Raw genomic sequence first — 15,005 nt, 5'->3', positions numbered from 1 at the left:
AGTTTAGTAGGAATCATTTTTGATCATTTTAGGTTCTGTTAACTTAGTCGACGCCTCGGCTTCATTGTCAAATGACATCAGGCGTCGATACTTTTCCTGCAGAGCCACTAAGCTACCATCTTGGGTAATTTGTTTGAGTCCCGCATTAAAATCATCCCGAATTTGTTCACTAAGAAACGCGAACTTGTATTCTGTAGGTGGGAATATTTGGTGGCAAATCGCCTGTTGTTTTAAGTCTTTCTCAGTGAGTTTGCCCTCAAGATAGGCCTGCTTTAAGTAGTATTTGAAAATATTTTTATCCATCACAACGACATCGGCTCTGCGCTTCATCAGCATATAAACCTGCTGCACTTGCCTCGCTTGTTCTTGGTAGCCGCTATTGGTCTTAACCATGTTGGCAAACTCTTCCCCCAGTAACGATGATGCACGTTGAAAGGCGACGACTTGTTTGTTGTTTAAGTCTTCTATGCTATTGATGTTAAATTGATTACTCTCGAGGCTAATGGCGCAGTTTTGGTAGGTTATCGCAACGTTGGAATAAAAAACGTTGTTAATCATTCCTTCTTTGATGTTGATGATGCCATCGAGTTTACCCTCCCTGAGTTCATGGAAAGTGCGCGCCAGTGGTAAGTAGTGGATAGAAGCTGTATGGCCTTTAACGGCGAGGGCTTGGTTAAGTAATTCGAGTTCGATCCCGCTATTGGTTGCTTGGATGACATAGGGCGGGATAGACAGGCTGACGCCTATCTTAATTTCAGCCGCTTGGCTGAGCTGAGCGCTGCATAGGATGAGTAACCCCATCAATTTATAGCGGTTACGACGAGCCACTGAGCTATTTGGCTTATTGAGTTTATGCGCCATAAGTTACCAACACCTCCGCGGTATACACTTGTAACTGTGTTTGATACTCGCCAAGTCATTCCATGACTTTCTTGAGTAAGTGTAGTGTGTCTGTGAACTCAGCACGGCTTTATTTATCAAATACACATTAACGCTTTAACCTATGACAAGCTCAAAAGGATGAGCCCGGCTCAGTCAGAAAAGCAATTTCTTCCGCCGTAGACTCCCTGCCTAAGATAATATTTCTATGTGGATAGCGGCCAAACCTGTCGATAATCGCTTTATGGCGCAGTTCAAACGTTAGGTTTGTTATCGCAGCTTCGCGATTAAACAGTTTTACTGCTATTTGGTGAATGTCTGCCGATTCGCTGTGCATATAGGGCATAAATAGAAAAGGGACTTGTTTGGATTTTAGTGCTGTATCGACCCGTTGGGCAACGGCCTCTTGGGCGAGCACTAGGGCTATCGCATCGGCTTCGAATGCGGCAGGCGTATCGCGGTAAATATTACGGGAGAATTGATCGAGCACTATGATCTCAGCTAATCGACCTTGAGGCGTGATTCGCCAATGTGAAAGTTCTCCCCGTTTAGCTTGAAGTAGTACACCTTCGAAGTGCTGTTTGATCTGGATATCAAATTCAACATCTTTAATCCACCAGAGCTTTGGGTCAATGTCTTCAAACCAAAATGTCAGTATTTGGTCTGCTGTGATTGTCTGGCTCATTTTAGCCTTTCTTCATAGGTGTTGAGTGATATTAGAAATAACAGTTGTTGGGGGAGGATGACAAGTCGTTTCGTTTGATTTAAGTGCAGATTTGTTATCTGATGATCTTGTCGCGAACCGTAAGTATTTAGTATTGGCTATTGCCTTATTGACTGAATATAAAGTAGTTTTGATGATAATTACTTTTGTTTCCAGACAGGTCATCCTATGTCACTTTCAATGCCAGCATCCGAACAGGTTTCAAAGCAAAATAAGGCGTTTCTGCGTAAGTTATATTTGGCGCATTTAATGGATGATGACCGCCATAATCTATTATCACTCAATAAGTTAACCGGAATGCCTCGCCGAACTTTACAGGACGCTATCGCAGCTTTTGAGGATATAGGTATTCGAGTCGAGTTTGTGCAGGAAGGCAGCCGTAACAATTCAGGTTATTACCGCATAGTCACCTGGGGGCCGATCAGCAGCGCTTGGGTCGATACCCATCTAAGCGAAATCGCTGAGCTGATAGGATTTTACGATAAATCAATTTAAACGCTGTTTGTTACCAAGGACGAATTTGAGAACTCTTCAACTGTTAGGTTTTATTCTTGCCATCGCAGGCGTCATTTTGGGATATATAACGCTAGCATCTATTGACGGTCAAACATCTGAAGCTTCTGCTGGGGCTGCGGGTTTAGGCATGATTTTTATAGTATTACCAGCCTTTGGCTGTTCTGCGTTAATGTTGGTACCTTCTTCTTTAACATTATGCAAATCAGAAGTAAGGCTACGTACATATTTTAAAGGGAGTTTTTGGTTGAGTCTGTGGAAATTGAATTTAGTTATTTCTGCTGTATATATTCTTGTTACTCTTTATGTAGGCTGTTTATGGCTACAAATCAGCATTGGTCGCTAACGAGAGAATCATCATGTGTTCATTTTTTAGGCTTAACCTTCAACGCGAATCTCACCCGAGGATATTGCATTCGTTTGCATAGATATTTGAGCATTTTCTCTTCGTTACTCCTTTGCCAATTTTCTGGCCTGACCAGCCTAAACTCCCTATAATCGGCTGCAAATGTCATCACGTTACATAGTGTTCACATCTAAATACCCTACATACTTAAAATAAAAAGGAACCTTGTTCCATGTTAGAAAAACTGTTCAAACTGAAACAAAATCAAACGAGCCTCAAGCAGGAAGCGGTCGCAGGTTTGACAACATTTATGACGATGGCCTACATCATTTTTGTGAACCCAATGATGTTAGCCGATGCGGGCATGGACCATGGTGCTGTATTTGTGGCGACCTGTTTGGCTGCGGCTGTCGGCTGTTTGGTTATGGGGTTGATGGCGAATTATCCAATTGCGCTTGCTCCAGGTATGGGACTTAATGCCTTTTTTACCTACACAGTCGTGGGTGAAATGGGTTACAGCTGGGAGACTGCGTTAGGCGCGGTATTCCTGTCGGGAATTTGCTTTTTAATCTTGTCCTTAGTGCGTATTCGAGAATGGATTGTAAATAGTATTCCCATGTCGTTACGTATCGGTATTGCTGCAGGTATTGGTTTGTTTCTTGCACTGATTGGCCTTAAGAGCGCCGGTATTGTGGTGGCAAGTCCTGCTACGCTAGTAACACTGGGCGATATCACGGCATTTCCGGCGGTTATGGCTGTGCTGGGCTTTTTCCTCATTATTGCTATGGTGCAGAGGGGAATGAAGTCAGCGGTGATTGCCAGCATTCTGATTATCACTGGCCTAGGACTAGTGTTTGGTGATGTGCAGTATCAGGGCATTGTATCAATGCCACCTTCAATCGCACCTACATTTATGAAGATGGATTTATCCCAAGTATTTGAAGTAACTATGCTATCAGTCGTTTTTGCCTTCTTATTTGTGGATCTCTTCGATACCTCTGGCACCTTAGTGGCGGTTGCACAGCGCGGTGGTTTTCTCGATGATAAAGGCCGTTTACCACGTCTGAATCGTGCCTTAACCGCTGACAGTTTAGCAACGATTGCGGGGGCGGCTTTTGGCACTTCCACCACGACAAGTTATATCGAAAGCACCGCGGGTGTGAGCGCAGGTGGTCGTACTGGTTTAACGGCCGTTGTGGTGGGATTACTCTTCATTGCTGCGTTATTTTTATCGCCATTGGCGGGGATGATCCCGGCTTATGCGACTGCGGGTACACTGTTTTATGTAGCGATTTTGATGATGTCGGGACTGGTGCATGTCGAATGGGAAGATTTGACTGAAGCCGCGCCTGTGGTGGTTGTGTGTATATTAATGCCGCTAACGTTTTCTATCGCGACGGGCATTGCCTTTGGTATAATCTCATATGCAGCAATCAAATTACTCACAGGTCGCTTTAGCGATCTTAATGTGGGCATTTTAGTATTAGCCGCATTGTTTGTAGCTAAGTTTGTCTATGGTTGATGCTGTCGATTAATTCACCTGCACAGTAAAAACTCGCAGCGTAGATTGTTTACATTTTTTGAGGGCCATCTAATCGATGGCCCTTTTTAATGCGCGATTCTAAGCAAAAACGAAAATTTATCTCGAGTTAATAACTCCTTGCTACCAATTACTCAGCGGATTAGGTATAAGGATTGTTCGGTTATTTTGTTACAAATGAATAATGAACTTAAGTGAGATTGCGTATCGCCGCGTGGTAGTGAAGTTAGGGACGAGTGTGCTGACCTCTGGCAGTAAACAGCTAGATAAAGCCCACATGGTTGAGCTTGCTCGTCAAATGGCCGCACTGATGAAGTCAGGGGTCGAAGTCGTATTATGTACCTCAGGAGCAATTGCCGCTGGGCGCGAACATCTCCAATACCCGACGCTGCCCGACACTATGGCCAATAAGCAATTGTTAGCCGCTGTCGGGCAAAGTCAGTTGATCCTCGCTTGGGCACAACTCTTTAGTATTTATGGGCTGCATGTGGGCCAATTGCTGCTGACCCGTGCCGACTTGCAGGATAGGGAGCGTTACCTTAACGCCCGCGACACGCTCAATGCCTTGTTGGCCAATAATATTGTGCCGATCATCAATGAAAACGATGCCGTTGCTACCAATGAGATTAAAGTGGGCGATAACGACAATTTATCGGCGCGCGCAGCACTCTTATGCGATGCTGACTTATTGATTTTATTGACGGATCAAAAGGGCTTATTCGATGCCGATCCGCGCACTAACCCGAACGCTAAGTTAATTTCACAAGTGGTGAAGATTGACGATAGTCTGCGTATGCTGGCGGGCGGTTCTGTATCGGGTTTAGGCACAGGTGGTATGTCGACTAAATTGGAAGCGGCGGATATTGCTCGCCGTGCTGGTATCGAAGTGGTTATCGCCTCTGGCCATCACCCTGATGTGATCAAAAAAGTGGTCGCCAAAGAGTCTGTCGGTACTCACTTTAGTGCCATCGAAAACCCGCTCGAAAGCCGCAAACAGTGGATTCTAGCGGGACCTGCGACTCAAGGTTCTTTAGTGCTTGATGCGGGTGCGGTCAAAGCCGTGACTGACAAAGGCCGCAGTCTATTGTCTAAAGGTATCGTAGGCGTTAAAGGTCAGTTTGAACGTGGTGCAACGCTGCAATTAGTTGATCAACAAGGTAAAGTGATTGCTAAAGGGATGACTCGATACTGTGGCCAAGCCTTGAGTTTGATTGCAGGTAAGCATTCCGACGAGATCGAGTCTGTACTCGGTTACGATTATGGTGACGCAATAGTGCACCGCAACGACATGGTTGTCTTATAAGCGAGGTCTATTTTGAGTCAAATGAATCAAGATCAGTATTTACAGCAACTTGGCCAAAATGCCAAACAGGCCAGTTATGCTTTAGCCAACTTAACGGCGAGCCAAAAGGCTGACTTACTCGAAGCTATTGCCGATGCGCTAACGGCAAACTCCGCCGCCATTTTAGCGGCTAATGCTAAAGATGTTGCCGCCGCTAAGAACGATGGATTAACTGAGGCGATGATCGACAGATTGTTGCTCGATGATGCACGTTTAGCGGGGATTATCGGTGATATCAGCGATGTGATCCGCCTTGCTGATCCCGTGGGCGAAGAGTTTGGCAGCAAGTTATTAGATAACGGTTTAAGGCTGACTCGTCGCCGTGTACCGCTGGGCGTGATTGGGGTTATCTACGAGGCGCGCCCGAATGTGACTGTCGATATCGCGGTACTTGCCCTTAAAACGGGTAATGCGGTGATCCTTCGTGGCGGTAAAGAAACCCTTGAATCGAATAAGCTTATCAGCGAAGTGATCCGCGGCGCGATTGTCGCCCAAGGTTTACCCATAGATGCGGTGCAATTTATTGATTCTTCAGACAGAGCCCTAGTGACAGGTTTACTAAAGCTCGATCAATATGTCGACATGATAGTGCCGCGCGGCGGTCAAGCATTGCAGCGCTTATGTGCCGAGCAAGCGACGATTCCAGTGATTTTAGGCGGCATTGGTATTTGCCACTTGTATGTCGATAAAAATGCCGACCTTGAGCGTGCCTTAGGCGTAATCGCTAATGCCAAAGTGCAGCGTCCAACGGTGTGCAATGCTCTTGATACCTTGCTGGTGGATGAGCGCGTGGCGAGCAGCTTTGTACCGCAAATTGCCGAGTATCTGCATCGTCTAGGCGTGCGCTTTTCAGTTTGTGATACAAGTTTTAGTCTGCTGGATGGTTTAGGGTTCGATGTGACGCTTGCTAAGTCTGAGGATTTTGGTATTGAATGGCTGTCATTAACCTTAGGTATCAAAGTCGTGGGCGATATCGATGCCGCTGTTAGCCATATTCGCCAGTATTCTAGCGGCCATTCGGAAGCCATTTTGACCGATGATATTCATGCAGCGGCACACTTTATGAATGAAGTGAACTCAGCCGCCGTGTATGTGAATGCCAGTACTCGTTTTACCGATGGCGGTCAGTTTGGTCTTGGCGCTGAAGTGGCTGTGAGCACGCAAAAACTGCACGCCCGTGGTCCAATGGGGCTTGAGGCATTAACCACATATAAGTGGTTAGCTTGGGGTGATTACACCAGTCGTGTTTAGCGGTAAATACCGATAAACCCAAAGCCGTTAACTTACTGCGTTGACGGCTTTTTTGTTTGCGGTATCCAACTGAATAGCGACATCAATGTGTTTGACTAACGAGTTTAGCTGCTTATGGTGAGCGGGGTATAAGTAGCAAGTAACCAGATACAGAAAAATATCGTCGACATAACGACAGTGAATTTACGAAAGGCCTTGATGTATTCCAAGGTATAAATAAAGTACTTTTCTTGTACTCTGCGAGTGAGTAAAACCGAAGGCAGCATAAAACTGCAATAGAGCATGACTACCATAGTGGTAAAACTGTTTCCCCAGAAATGCTCATAAATAAATAAGGCGATGCAGAGTAGCATGGCGCACCAACTGATAGGGCTGATGCTATTTTCTGGATTCCATTGGGTTGATTTTTCCATCTGACTATCCTTAGTCGATTTGTACCTCAGTACAATTTATAGACGGATATCTCGGCTTTATCAAACGCTTTCCACTTTAGACTCAGTACGCTGGCCAGTTTGTTGCCGTTTGAGCCTTGTTCACCATTTATTTAATATGAGCGCGTACAACTTAAAGTGGAGTGAATTGCTTATTTAACGTCGAATGACTTGTGCTTAAATGTGGTCGAGATAGCTTAAAGCATCTAGCTTAAAGTGTCTTGATATCGGCAAATTCGCCTTTGCAAAGCAGGGCTAAGTCTGTTGCCGCTAAGCTTATCTCTAAACCGCGTCTGCCGGCGCTCACATAAATCCTGTCGAAGCCTTGAGCGCTGGCATCAATCAAGGTTGGTAATTGTTTCTTTTGCGCTAAGGGACTAATACCGCCGACCAGATAGCCTGAGGATTTTTGTGCTAGGTCGGCATCGGCCATTTGTAGTTTCTTTTGTCTTAAGCATTTAGCTACGGCTTTTAGATTAAGCTGATGATCGACGGGCACGAGCGCAACGGCAATCGGCGCATGGGCTTTGTCGATGGCAACTAAAAGGGTTTTAAACACTTGTGCGGGTTCGAGCCCTAAGGTGTTAGCGGCTTCTTCGCCGTAGGCGGCGCAGTGTGGATCGTGGCTGTACTCTAAGATATCAAACGCGATTTTGGCTTTTTTAGCCAATCGGACGGCCGGGGTCATTTTATACTCCTTCACAAAACGGGGGATATTAGCGTTTAATCTTGGCTTAAAATGTTAGCCAGCTCTTTTAATTGGCTCATTGCCGTGAGCTAACATTATTTAAGGCTGTTACTCAACGATTATTCCGCTAGCTTTGTGCTTATCTTGTTTTTACGCTCTAAATAACGGGGCAGAAGTTGCTGCAACATCATCCCCGATAAAATAAAGGCTAGGCCGAGATAGGTTGCCATCGCAATCGTTTCTTGCAAAATCCACGCGATAAAACCAATCGACATCACAGGGGATAAAAACACCATAGTGCTGATGTTCGCGGTGCGAGTGGCGGTTTTCAGCGCCATTAACCAGAGCACGAAGGTAATGCCCATCTCAAATAAGCCCACATACATACCTGCAAATATCGCCTTAAGACTAAAACTGGGCAGGGTATCTGTCAGCAATAAGGTGACGGCAATAAAAGGTAAGCCGATAAGAAAACTCAATAATAAACTCACCACGGGATCGCCTTGATCTTTGGTGTTCACGATCCAATATAGGCACCAGAGTAGGGTGCTGGTCAGCGCCAATCCGATACCGAGCGGGCTATCAAAACTAAAGCCGCTGATATCGCCGCCGGTGGCAATGATAAACACCCCAGTATAGGCAATCAGCGCGGCAGCAATGTCGCTCTTACGTAAATGTTGCTTTAACAAAGGCGCGGCCAGTAACGGCAGTAATACCGCCCAAGTGTAATTAAGTGACAACGCTTGCTGCGCTGGCAGTAAGGAATACGCTTTAAATAGCACGACATAGTAGAGGAAGGGATTGATGAGTCCAGTCACCAGATAAAACATGGGGCGGCGTAAAAACTGTTGCTTGAGTAAGGAAAGCTTTTTTTGCCAAGCAAGGATACCGACAAGGGCAATAATCGAAGTGAGTACGGCAACAAACACCAGTTGCAGTGGCGTGTAGTAACTCAAGGCAATCTTAAAGGCCGTGGCCACTGTAGACCAGAGAAAGACCGCCGCCATGCCATACACGTACGCTAAATTCGAAGACTTCACTCTGCTACCTTACATGGATAAACATCCGCCAAATGTGGGCAGATTGAATAACAGCTTTGGTTGATAAGCAAGACTATTTTATGTGATTGGATATTTTATCCCGCTGTAGATGCGAGAAAGATAAATCAGAAAATTTTTTTGTTCGCCCTTGTAATTAAATTCCCTGTCCCAATATAGGTATCAAGGCAGAGAAGGTGGCCAACGATGGACTTGATATTTAAACCGTCTAGCCCCATATCAAAACCAACTAAACAAATTTAGATTGAATGAAATTTTTCGGAGGACCTCATGGGTAAAATTATTGGTATCGACTTAGGCACAACAAACTCTTGTGTAGCTGTCCTCGATGGTGGCAAAGCACGTGTGTTAGAAAACGCTGAAGGCGATCGCACAACCCCGTCAATCATCGCTTATACAGATGATGAAACCATTGTCGGTTCGCCAGCAAAACGTCAAGCTGTGACTAACCCGACTAACACATTCTTCGCGATTAAGCGTTTGATTGGTCGTCGCTTTAAAGATGACGAAGTCCAACGTGACGTGAACATCATGCCATTCAAAATCATTGCAGCCGACAACGGTGATGCATGGGTTGAATCGCGTGGCAACAAGATGGCTCCACCACAAGTTTCTGCAGAAATCTTGAAAAAGATGAAGAAAACCGCAGAAGACTTTTTAGGTGAAGAAGTAACAGAAGCGGTTATTACTGTTCCTGCTTACTTTAACGATTCACAACGTCAAGCGACTAAAGATGCGGGTCGTATCGCAGGTCTTGATGTTAAACGTATTATCAACGAACCAACGGCAGCAGCATTAGCCTACGGTATCGATAAGAAACAAGGCGACAACATTGTTGCTGTATACGATTTAGGTGGTGGTACATTCGATATCTCTATCATCGAAATCGACAGCAACGATGGCGACCAAACATTTGAAGTGTTGGCAACCAACGGTGACACCCACTTAGGTGGTGAAGACTTTGACAACCGTTTGATCAACTACTTAGCTGACGAATTCAAGAAAGAGCAAGGCTTAGATCTGCGTAAAGATCCATTAGCAATGCAACGTCTGAAAGAAGCAGCAGAAAAAGCGAAAATTGAACTTTCAAGCACCAACCACACTGAAGTGAACCTGCCATACATCACGGCAGACGCAACAGGTCCTAAGCATTTAGTGATTAAAATCACTCGTGCTAAATTGGAATCACTGGTTGAAGACTTGATTATCCGTACATTAGAGCCACTAAAAGTTGCCCTGGCTGATGCAGATTTATCTGTAACAGACATCAACGAAGTGATTCTAGTGGGTGGTCAAACACGTATGCCTAAGGTTCAAGAAGCAGTGACAAACTTCTTCGGCAAAGAACCTCGTAAAGACGTGAACCCAGACGAAGCGGTAGCCGTAGGTGCTGCAATTCAAGCGGGCGTACTGTCAGGCGACGTGAAAGACGTATTACTGTTAGACGTAACACCACTGTCTCTGGGTATCGAAACCATGGGCAGCGTGATGACTAAGTTGATTGAAAAGAACACCACTATTCCTACTAAGGCGCAGCAAGTGTTCTCAACAGCCGATGACAACCAAAACGCAGTGACGATTCACGTACTGCAAGGTGAGCGTAAGCAAGCGAGCGCGAACAAGTCATTAGGTCAGTTCAACTTAGATGGTATTGAGCCAGCTCCACGTGGCCAGCCACAAATTGAAGTGATGTTCGACATCGATGCCGACGGTATTCTGCATGTGTCTGCGACAGACAAGAAAACCGGCAAGAAACAAAACATCACCATCAAAGCCTCTTCTGGCTTAAGCGAAGAAGAAGTGGCGCAAATGGTACGTGATGCCGAAGCTCACGCAGATGAAGACAAGAAGTTTGAAGAGTTAGTACAAGCACGCAACCAAGCTGACGGCTTAGTCCACGCGACTAAGAAACAAGTGGAAGAAGCGGGTGATGCATTGCCAAGCGAAGATAAAGAGAAAATCCAAGCTGCTATGGCCGCTGTTGACACTGCCAGCAAAGGCAATGACAAAGAAGCCATTGAAAAGGCAACTCAAAACTTGATCGAAGCATCTGCTAAGCTGATGGAAATCGCTCAAGCTAAGTCTCAAGCTCAAGGCGGCGACAATGCCGACGCGGGCAAACAGGCTAACGCTGCTGCCGATGACGTTGTCGATGCTGAATTCGAAGAAGTGAAAGACGACAAGAAATAATGACTTGTTTTCAATCAAATAGATTGATTTCAAAGCGTTAATTTCTAGGCGGGCGTTACGGGGCAACCCTAACGCCCGTTTGTTCAACACCAGCTGAGAAGCATGAGATTATGTCAAAGCGAGATTATTACGAAGTATTAGGTGTCAGTCGTGACACCAGCGAACGTGAAATTAAAAAGGCCTACAAACGTCTGGCCATGAAATTTCACCCAGATCGCAACCCAGGCGACAAAACCGCAGAAGCTAACTTTAAAGAAATTAAAGAAGCCTACGAGATCCTAACCGACGCCGACAAAAAAGCGGCCTATGACCAATTTGGTCATGCGGGTGTGGATCCTAATCGCGGTGGCGGTGGTTACGGTGGTGGTCAAGGCGATTTCGGTGATATTTTCGGTGATGTCTTTGGCGATATTTTCGGCGGTGGACGTCGTGGTGGCGGTCAACGCCAAGCGGCCCGCGGCTCAGATTTACGTTACAACCTAGAGTTATCACTGGAAGAAGCCGTTAAAGGCTTAACCAAAGAACTGCGTATCCCAACACTGGCGACTTGCGATCTATGTGAAGGCAGCGGCGCTAAAAAAGGCACCTCTGCAACCACTTGTGGCACCTGTCATGGCCAAGGCCAAGTCCAAATGCGCCAAGGTTTCTTTGCGGTGCAACAGCCTTGTCCAACCTGTCATGGCCGCGGCAAGATCATCAAAGATCCTTGCACTAAGTGTCATGGCGATGGCCGTGTTGAAAAGAGCAAAACCTTATCGGTTAAAATCCCAGCTGGCGTCGATACGGGCGACCGTATTCGTTTAGCGGGTGAAGGCGAAGCGGGTGAATTTGGCGCGCCTCCAGGGGATTTATACGTTCAGGTCAGCGTGCGTGAGCATGCGATTTTCGTCCGTGATGGCAACAACCTTTACTGCGAAGTGCCGATATCCTTCAGTAAAGCGGCCCTAGGCGGTGAGATTGAAGTGCCAACACTGGATGGTAAAGTCAGCCTGAAGATCCCAGCCGAAACGCAAACGGGCCGTATGTTCCGTTTACGTGGCAAAGGCGTCAAGTCGGTTCGCAGCCATGCGGTAGGCGACTTGCTCTGCAAAGTGGTTATGGAAACCCCAGTTAACTTAAACGATCGTCAAAAAGAACTGTTACGCGAATTTGAAGCCACCTTAACAGGTGAGTCGAAAAAACACAGCCCAAAGGCTGAGGGCTTTTTCGATGGCGTGAAAAAGTTCTTTCAAGATCTGAATAGCTAACTTGGTTTCGCTGCTAATGATATTAGTAGCGCGCTAGATGAATAAAGCCTCGCAGTGTTTAGCACTTGCGGGGCTTTTTTATGGTTGTTTTATGCTAAAACCACTTAAAAGGCTAGATGTTAGTTTGATCGTTCTGCTTTGCTATTTGGCTTTATAGCCGAGATTGTTTGTGACTTAAACCTAGCTTTAGGTTTCTCTTTTTTAAAGAAAATCAAAGTCGTGGGGCTTCACCCCACACCCGACCAAAAGGGGAAAAACGCCTGTTCCCCTTTTGGATATCCCCCGGCGTCCCCAACGGAGTTGAAAGCTCCTTGTGCTCATAGCCAAATTTGCTATCGCTTTCGAAGGATGCGTCCCTGCACCTGCGAAAGCTAGCTTGCCATCCATGGCAAGACTCACGCAATTTGTCTATTCGCCCTGCGGCAACTCCGAGGGGCAGGTGTATTCCTTAGACTCTGATGTGATTGGTCAATTGTTCAGGCATAAAAGTTATGCCTGTCCGATCTTTCTTCATTGACATCACTAATAGTTTGGATAATGCTGTTGAACTACTGTTTTCATACCAAAATTAAAAATATGCAGGATTTTTTTAAAGATTTGCTTAGCTTCCAAAAAGAAAGGATGAAAACCCCATTTTGGGGTGCGCTATTTATTTCATCTTTAATTGTACATTGGGAAATATATTATTATTTAATTGCTTCTGATAACACTCCTGAAAATAAAATAATTTGGATTAAATCAAGTGTTAGTAATTTTGATTTTTTTATTCAAATTATTGTTTTTGTAATTATATTGTTCTTGCCTTTATATGCTAATGAAAAATACCAGAAGTGGTTGGATAGCTTAGTTCATGAACGGAAAATTAAAAATCTTGACTACTTAAATCTTGAAGAGTCAAAAAGTAAAGTTAATGAGCAGACTCGGGTTGATAAAATTTATATAGAGAAAGAAAGGGAAAGAAGTTTTAGTACCGATTATGATACGGTTAAGAACTGTATGCAAAGTTATCAAGATTCAAATCATGAAATGACATTTGAACTTGAGAGATTAAAATCTGTTGTAGAACATTCAAATTCAAAAATAGTTGAACTAGAAACCATTAAGCAGCAGTTGTTAGAGAATAATTCAGAGTTAAAGTCAGAGTTGAGTGAAATCGGAAGTGAAATTCAGGAAGATAAACTATTTAATGATATGGTTGAGCAGTATTTAAGTTTAATATCTAATGGTGAGTTAGAGGATGTTGTATACCTTTCTCTACTAACAAAAAGAGTCTCACAAGGAGATAAGGCTAAAGATATTAGTGTTTCTCGCTTATTAGGGGCCACTTTAATGGGGTATGCGACAATTAATGGTGATCTCAAGAAGGAAGCTTTTCTTCAAGAATTTAATAGGTTTCTTCTAAGAACTGAAATTTATAAAAACAAAAAGCTTATGAGTGAGTTTCAGCATGTTTTTTCAGCAGATTTTAAATCAACAAACATAGAACTAAAAGATAGAGATTTATATGTGCCAAATCCGTTAGAAATGGTTTTTCGTGTAAAGAAAACATCGGAGTAGTGAACAATAAAAGATGGGACCGGCAGATTTCTTTTGAGACTAACAATTAATACTGCAAATTCAGGAGTTCACCTTCCCTGCGAAGTTGCCGCGGGGCGTTGGAATAAATTGCGTGAGTCTCGCCATGGATGGCGAGCTAGCTTTCGTAGGTACATGGACGTTGCCTTCGGAAGCGATAGCAATTTATCCATAAGACTAAGGCCAGTAATCAATGCATGTAACTTCGCTAGGGGCGTCATGGAGCATCCAAGGAGGATAGGACGAGCAGTCCTCCTTGGTCGGGTGTGGGGTGAAGCCCCACGACGTTGATTTTGATTTAAAAATCCAAACGAAGTTTGGAAATGGGGTATGCGTGAGCCATCAATTATAATCAATGGCTCTTTTGAGAGGTTACTCTTCTGGAACAGTAAATGCGGCTTCTACTTTCTCTAACTCTTGCTCGGTTTTAAGCTGAAACGCTTGCTGCTTTTTAAGCTTGGCTTCTTCTTCAAGTGCGGCTTCTCTTTGTTTAAATTCGTGTCTCTCTGGTTTAGTCAGAAACTTAAACGCGAGCTTGTTGCCCAGTACGTAGGCGACCACGTCTTCGCCTTTTGTGCGGCGTTCATCGACACGTTGTGAAAAACGGGCGTTATCGCGGGCTTTACGTTCTTCGGCATTTAACTTACTCATAATCTGTTCTCCTCATTTAGTTAATCACGGTAGTGTTCCACTACGTTCAGTTAAACAAATGAGTTGTGTTGCACATTCATAAAGCTGATTGGGCGGGATTCTACCATAAGCGCTCACGAAAGCTGTGGGATTAAAATCTACCATCCCATCACCTGCGTTAACTTTGCGCACATAAGAAAGATGCGGCTGGAGTCTCTTTTAAGATACACCACGAACACCGAAACGACCGGAATACATCTATTTCTGCGAATTGGCCGTTAGACATGGACCTTGTCGGCAAGGGAGATCCAAGAGGGGATTACAGTTGAGCCCTCTTTTGGTCGACTCTTGATTTAACATCAGGGGGTGAAGCCTCACGACTTTGATGTCGATTTTGATTTGATATTCGGTTTAGAAATTCAAACGAAGTTTAAAACTTAGGCTTTCTTAGCGGCGTAACGCAAATGCCGTAGCAGTATTGTTGCAAACCGTACCGTTGCAAACAGTACCAAGGCTTGCGTAAAAGCCGAAACAACATTGGTATTCAAAGGCAACTCTCAGTAAACTTTCGCTCCCATGTTTTGATCCGGT

14 protein-coding genes are annotated in these 15,005 nt (G+C 44.7%); 8 read left to right on the top strand and 6 right to left on the bottom strand.

Annotation, left to right across the window (positions count from 1 at the left end; all coding sequences use genetic code 11):
* Positions 1-3 precede the first annotated feature (3 nt).
* Both KO533_RS17415 and KO533_RS17410 read right to left on the bottom strand, forming a co-directional pair.
* Positions 4-861: a transporter substrate-binding domain-containing protein gene (locus KO533_RS17415; RefSeq protein ID WP_219255342.1), complete on the bottom strand. Its 858-nt coding sequence runs from the start codon at positions 859-861 to the stop codon at positions 4-6.
* A 151-nt stretch (positions 862-1,012) separates the two neighbouring features.
* Positions 1,013-1,564: a DUF924 family protein gene (locus KO533_RS17410; RefSeq protein WP_219255340.1), complete on the bottom strand. Its 552-nt coding sequence runs from the start codon at positions 1,562-1,564 to the stop codon at positions 1,013-1,015.
* Positions 1,565-1,771: 207 nt separating this feature from the next.
* On the opposite strand from KO533_RS17410, the gene KO533_RS17405 reads away from it, so the two are divergent.
* From KO533_RS17405 to KO533_RS17385, 5 genes are all read left to right on the top strand, one after another.
* Positions 1,772-2,098, top strand: coding sequence for a winged helix-turn-helix domain-containing protein (locus KO533_RS17405; protein ID WP_219255339.1), 327 nt, complete (start codon positions 1,772-1,774; stop codon positions 2,096-2,098).
* A 25-nt stretch (positions 2,099-2,123) separates the two neighbouring features.
* Complete coding sequence (locus KO533_RS17400) at positions 2,124-2,462, top strand: carbon starvation protein CstA (protein WP_219255337.1); 339 nt, start codon at positions 2,124-2,126, stop codon at positions 2,460-2,462.
* A gap of 232 nt (positions 2,463-2,694) precedes the next feature.
* Positions 2,695-3,984 (top strand): NCS2 family permease, encoded by a 1,290-nt coding sequence (locus KO533_RS17395; protein ID WP_131523194.1) that lies wholly within the window; start codon positions 2,695-2,697, stop codon positions 3,982-3,984.
* A gap of 202 nt (positions 3,985-4,186) precedes the next feature.
* On the top strand, positions 4,187-5,305 hold the full coding sequence (proB, locus tag KO533_RS17390; protein ID WP_105251651.1) for a glutamate 5-kinase: 1,119 nt from the start codon (positions 4,187-4,189) through the stop codon (positions 5,303-5,305).
* Positions 5,306-5,317: 12 nt separating this feature from the next.
* Positions 5,318-6,595: a glutamate-5-semialdehyde dehydrogenase gene (locus KO533_RS17385; RefSeq protein WP_219255335.1), complete on the top strand. Its 1,278-nt coding sequence runs from the start codon at positions 5,318-5,320 to the stop codon at positions 6,593-6,595.
* Between the two features lie 104 nt (positions 6,596-6,699).
* Here KO533_RS17385 and KO533_RS17380 read toward each other — a convergent pair whose 3' ends face one another.
* The 3 genes from KO533_RS17380 to KO533_RS17370 form a co-directional block, all read right to left on the bottom strand.
* Complete coding sequence (locus KO533_RS17380; protein WP_105251653.1) at positions 6,700-7,008, bottom strand: hypothetical protein; 309 nt, start codon at positions 7,006-7,008, stop codon at positions 6,700-6,702.
* A 229-nt stretch (positions 7,009-7,237) separates the two neighbouring features.
* Positions 7,238-7,714 (bottom strand): Cys-tRNA(Pro) deacylase, encoded by a 477-nt coding sequence (gene ybaK, locus KO533_RS17375; protein ID WP_028759489.1) that lies wholly within the window; start codon positions 7,712-7,714, stop codon positions 7,238-7,240.
* A gap of 119 nt (positions 7,715-7,833) precedes the next feature.
* Entirely contained in the window at positions 7,834-8,754 is a 921-nt protein-coding gene (locus KO533_RS17370; protein ID WP_219255333.1) for a DMT family transporter, read from the bottom strand.
* 288 nt (positions 8,755-9,042) lie between these two features.
* On the opposite strand from KO533_RS17370, the gene dnaK reads away from it, so the two are divergent.
* The 3 genes from dnaK (at position 9,043) to KO533_RS17355 (ending at position 13,766) form a co-directional block, all read left to right on the top strand.
* The gene (gene dnaK / locus KO533_RS17365) at positions 9,043-10,962 is read left to right on the top strand and encodes a molecular chaperone DnaK (RefSeq protein WP_105251655.1); all 1,920 of its coding nucleotides are present in this window, start codon (positions 9,043-9,045) and stop codon (positions 10,960-10,962) included.
* Between the two features lie 110 nt (positions 10,963-11,072).
* The gene (dnaJ, locus tag KO533_RS17360; RefSeq protein WP_113941183.1) at positions 11,073-12,209 is read left to right on the top strand and encodes a molecular chaperone DnaJ; all 1,137 of its coding nucleotides are present in this window, start codon (positions 11,073-11,075) and stop codon (positions 12,207-12,209) included.
* A 537-nt stretch (positions 12,210-12,746) separates the two neighbouring features.
* A complete protein-coding gene (locus KO533_RS17355) occupies positions 12,747-13,766 on the top strand; it encodes a hypothetical protein (protein WP_219255332.1) in 1,020 nt (339 codons plus the stop codon).
* Between the two features lie 390 nt (positions 13,767-14,156).
* Here the strand turns inward: KO533_RS17355 and KO533_RS17350 are convergent, their stop codons facing one another.
* Positions 14,157-14,435, bottom strand: a complete 279-nt coding sequence (locus tag KO533_RS17350; protein ID WP_028759454.1) for a hypothetical protein — start codon at positions 14,433-14,435, stop codon at positions 14,157-14,159.
* Between the last annotated feature and the right edge of the window lie 570 nt (positions 14,436-15,005).

The organism is Shewanella sp. NKUCC05_KAH, from assembly GCF_019345585.1.
In the GTDB taxonomy this organism is placed as follows: domain Bacteria; phylum Pseudomonadota; class Gammaproteobacteria; order Enterobacterales; family Shewanellaceae; genus Shewanella; species Shewanella oncorhynchi.
Note: the sequence above shows the minus strand (reverse complement) of the source record. Positions and strands in the feature narration are given on the sequence as shown.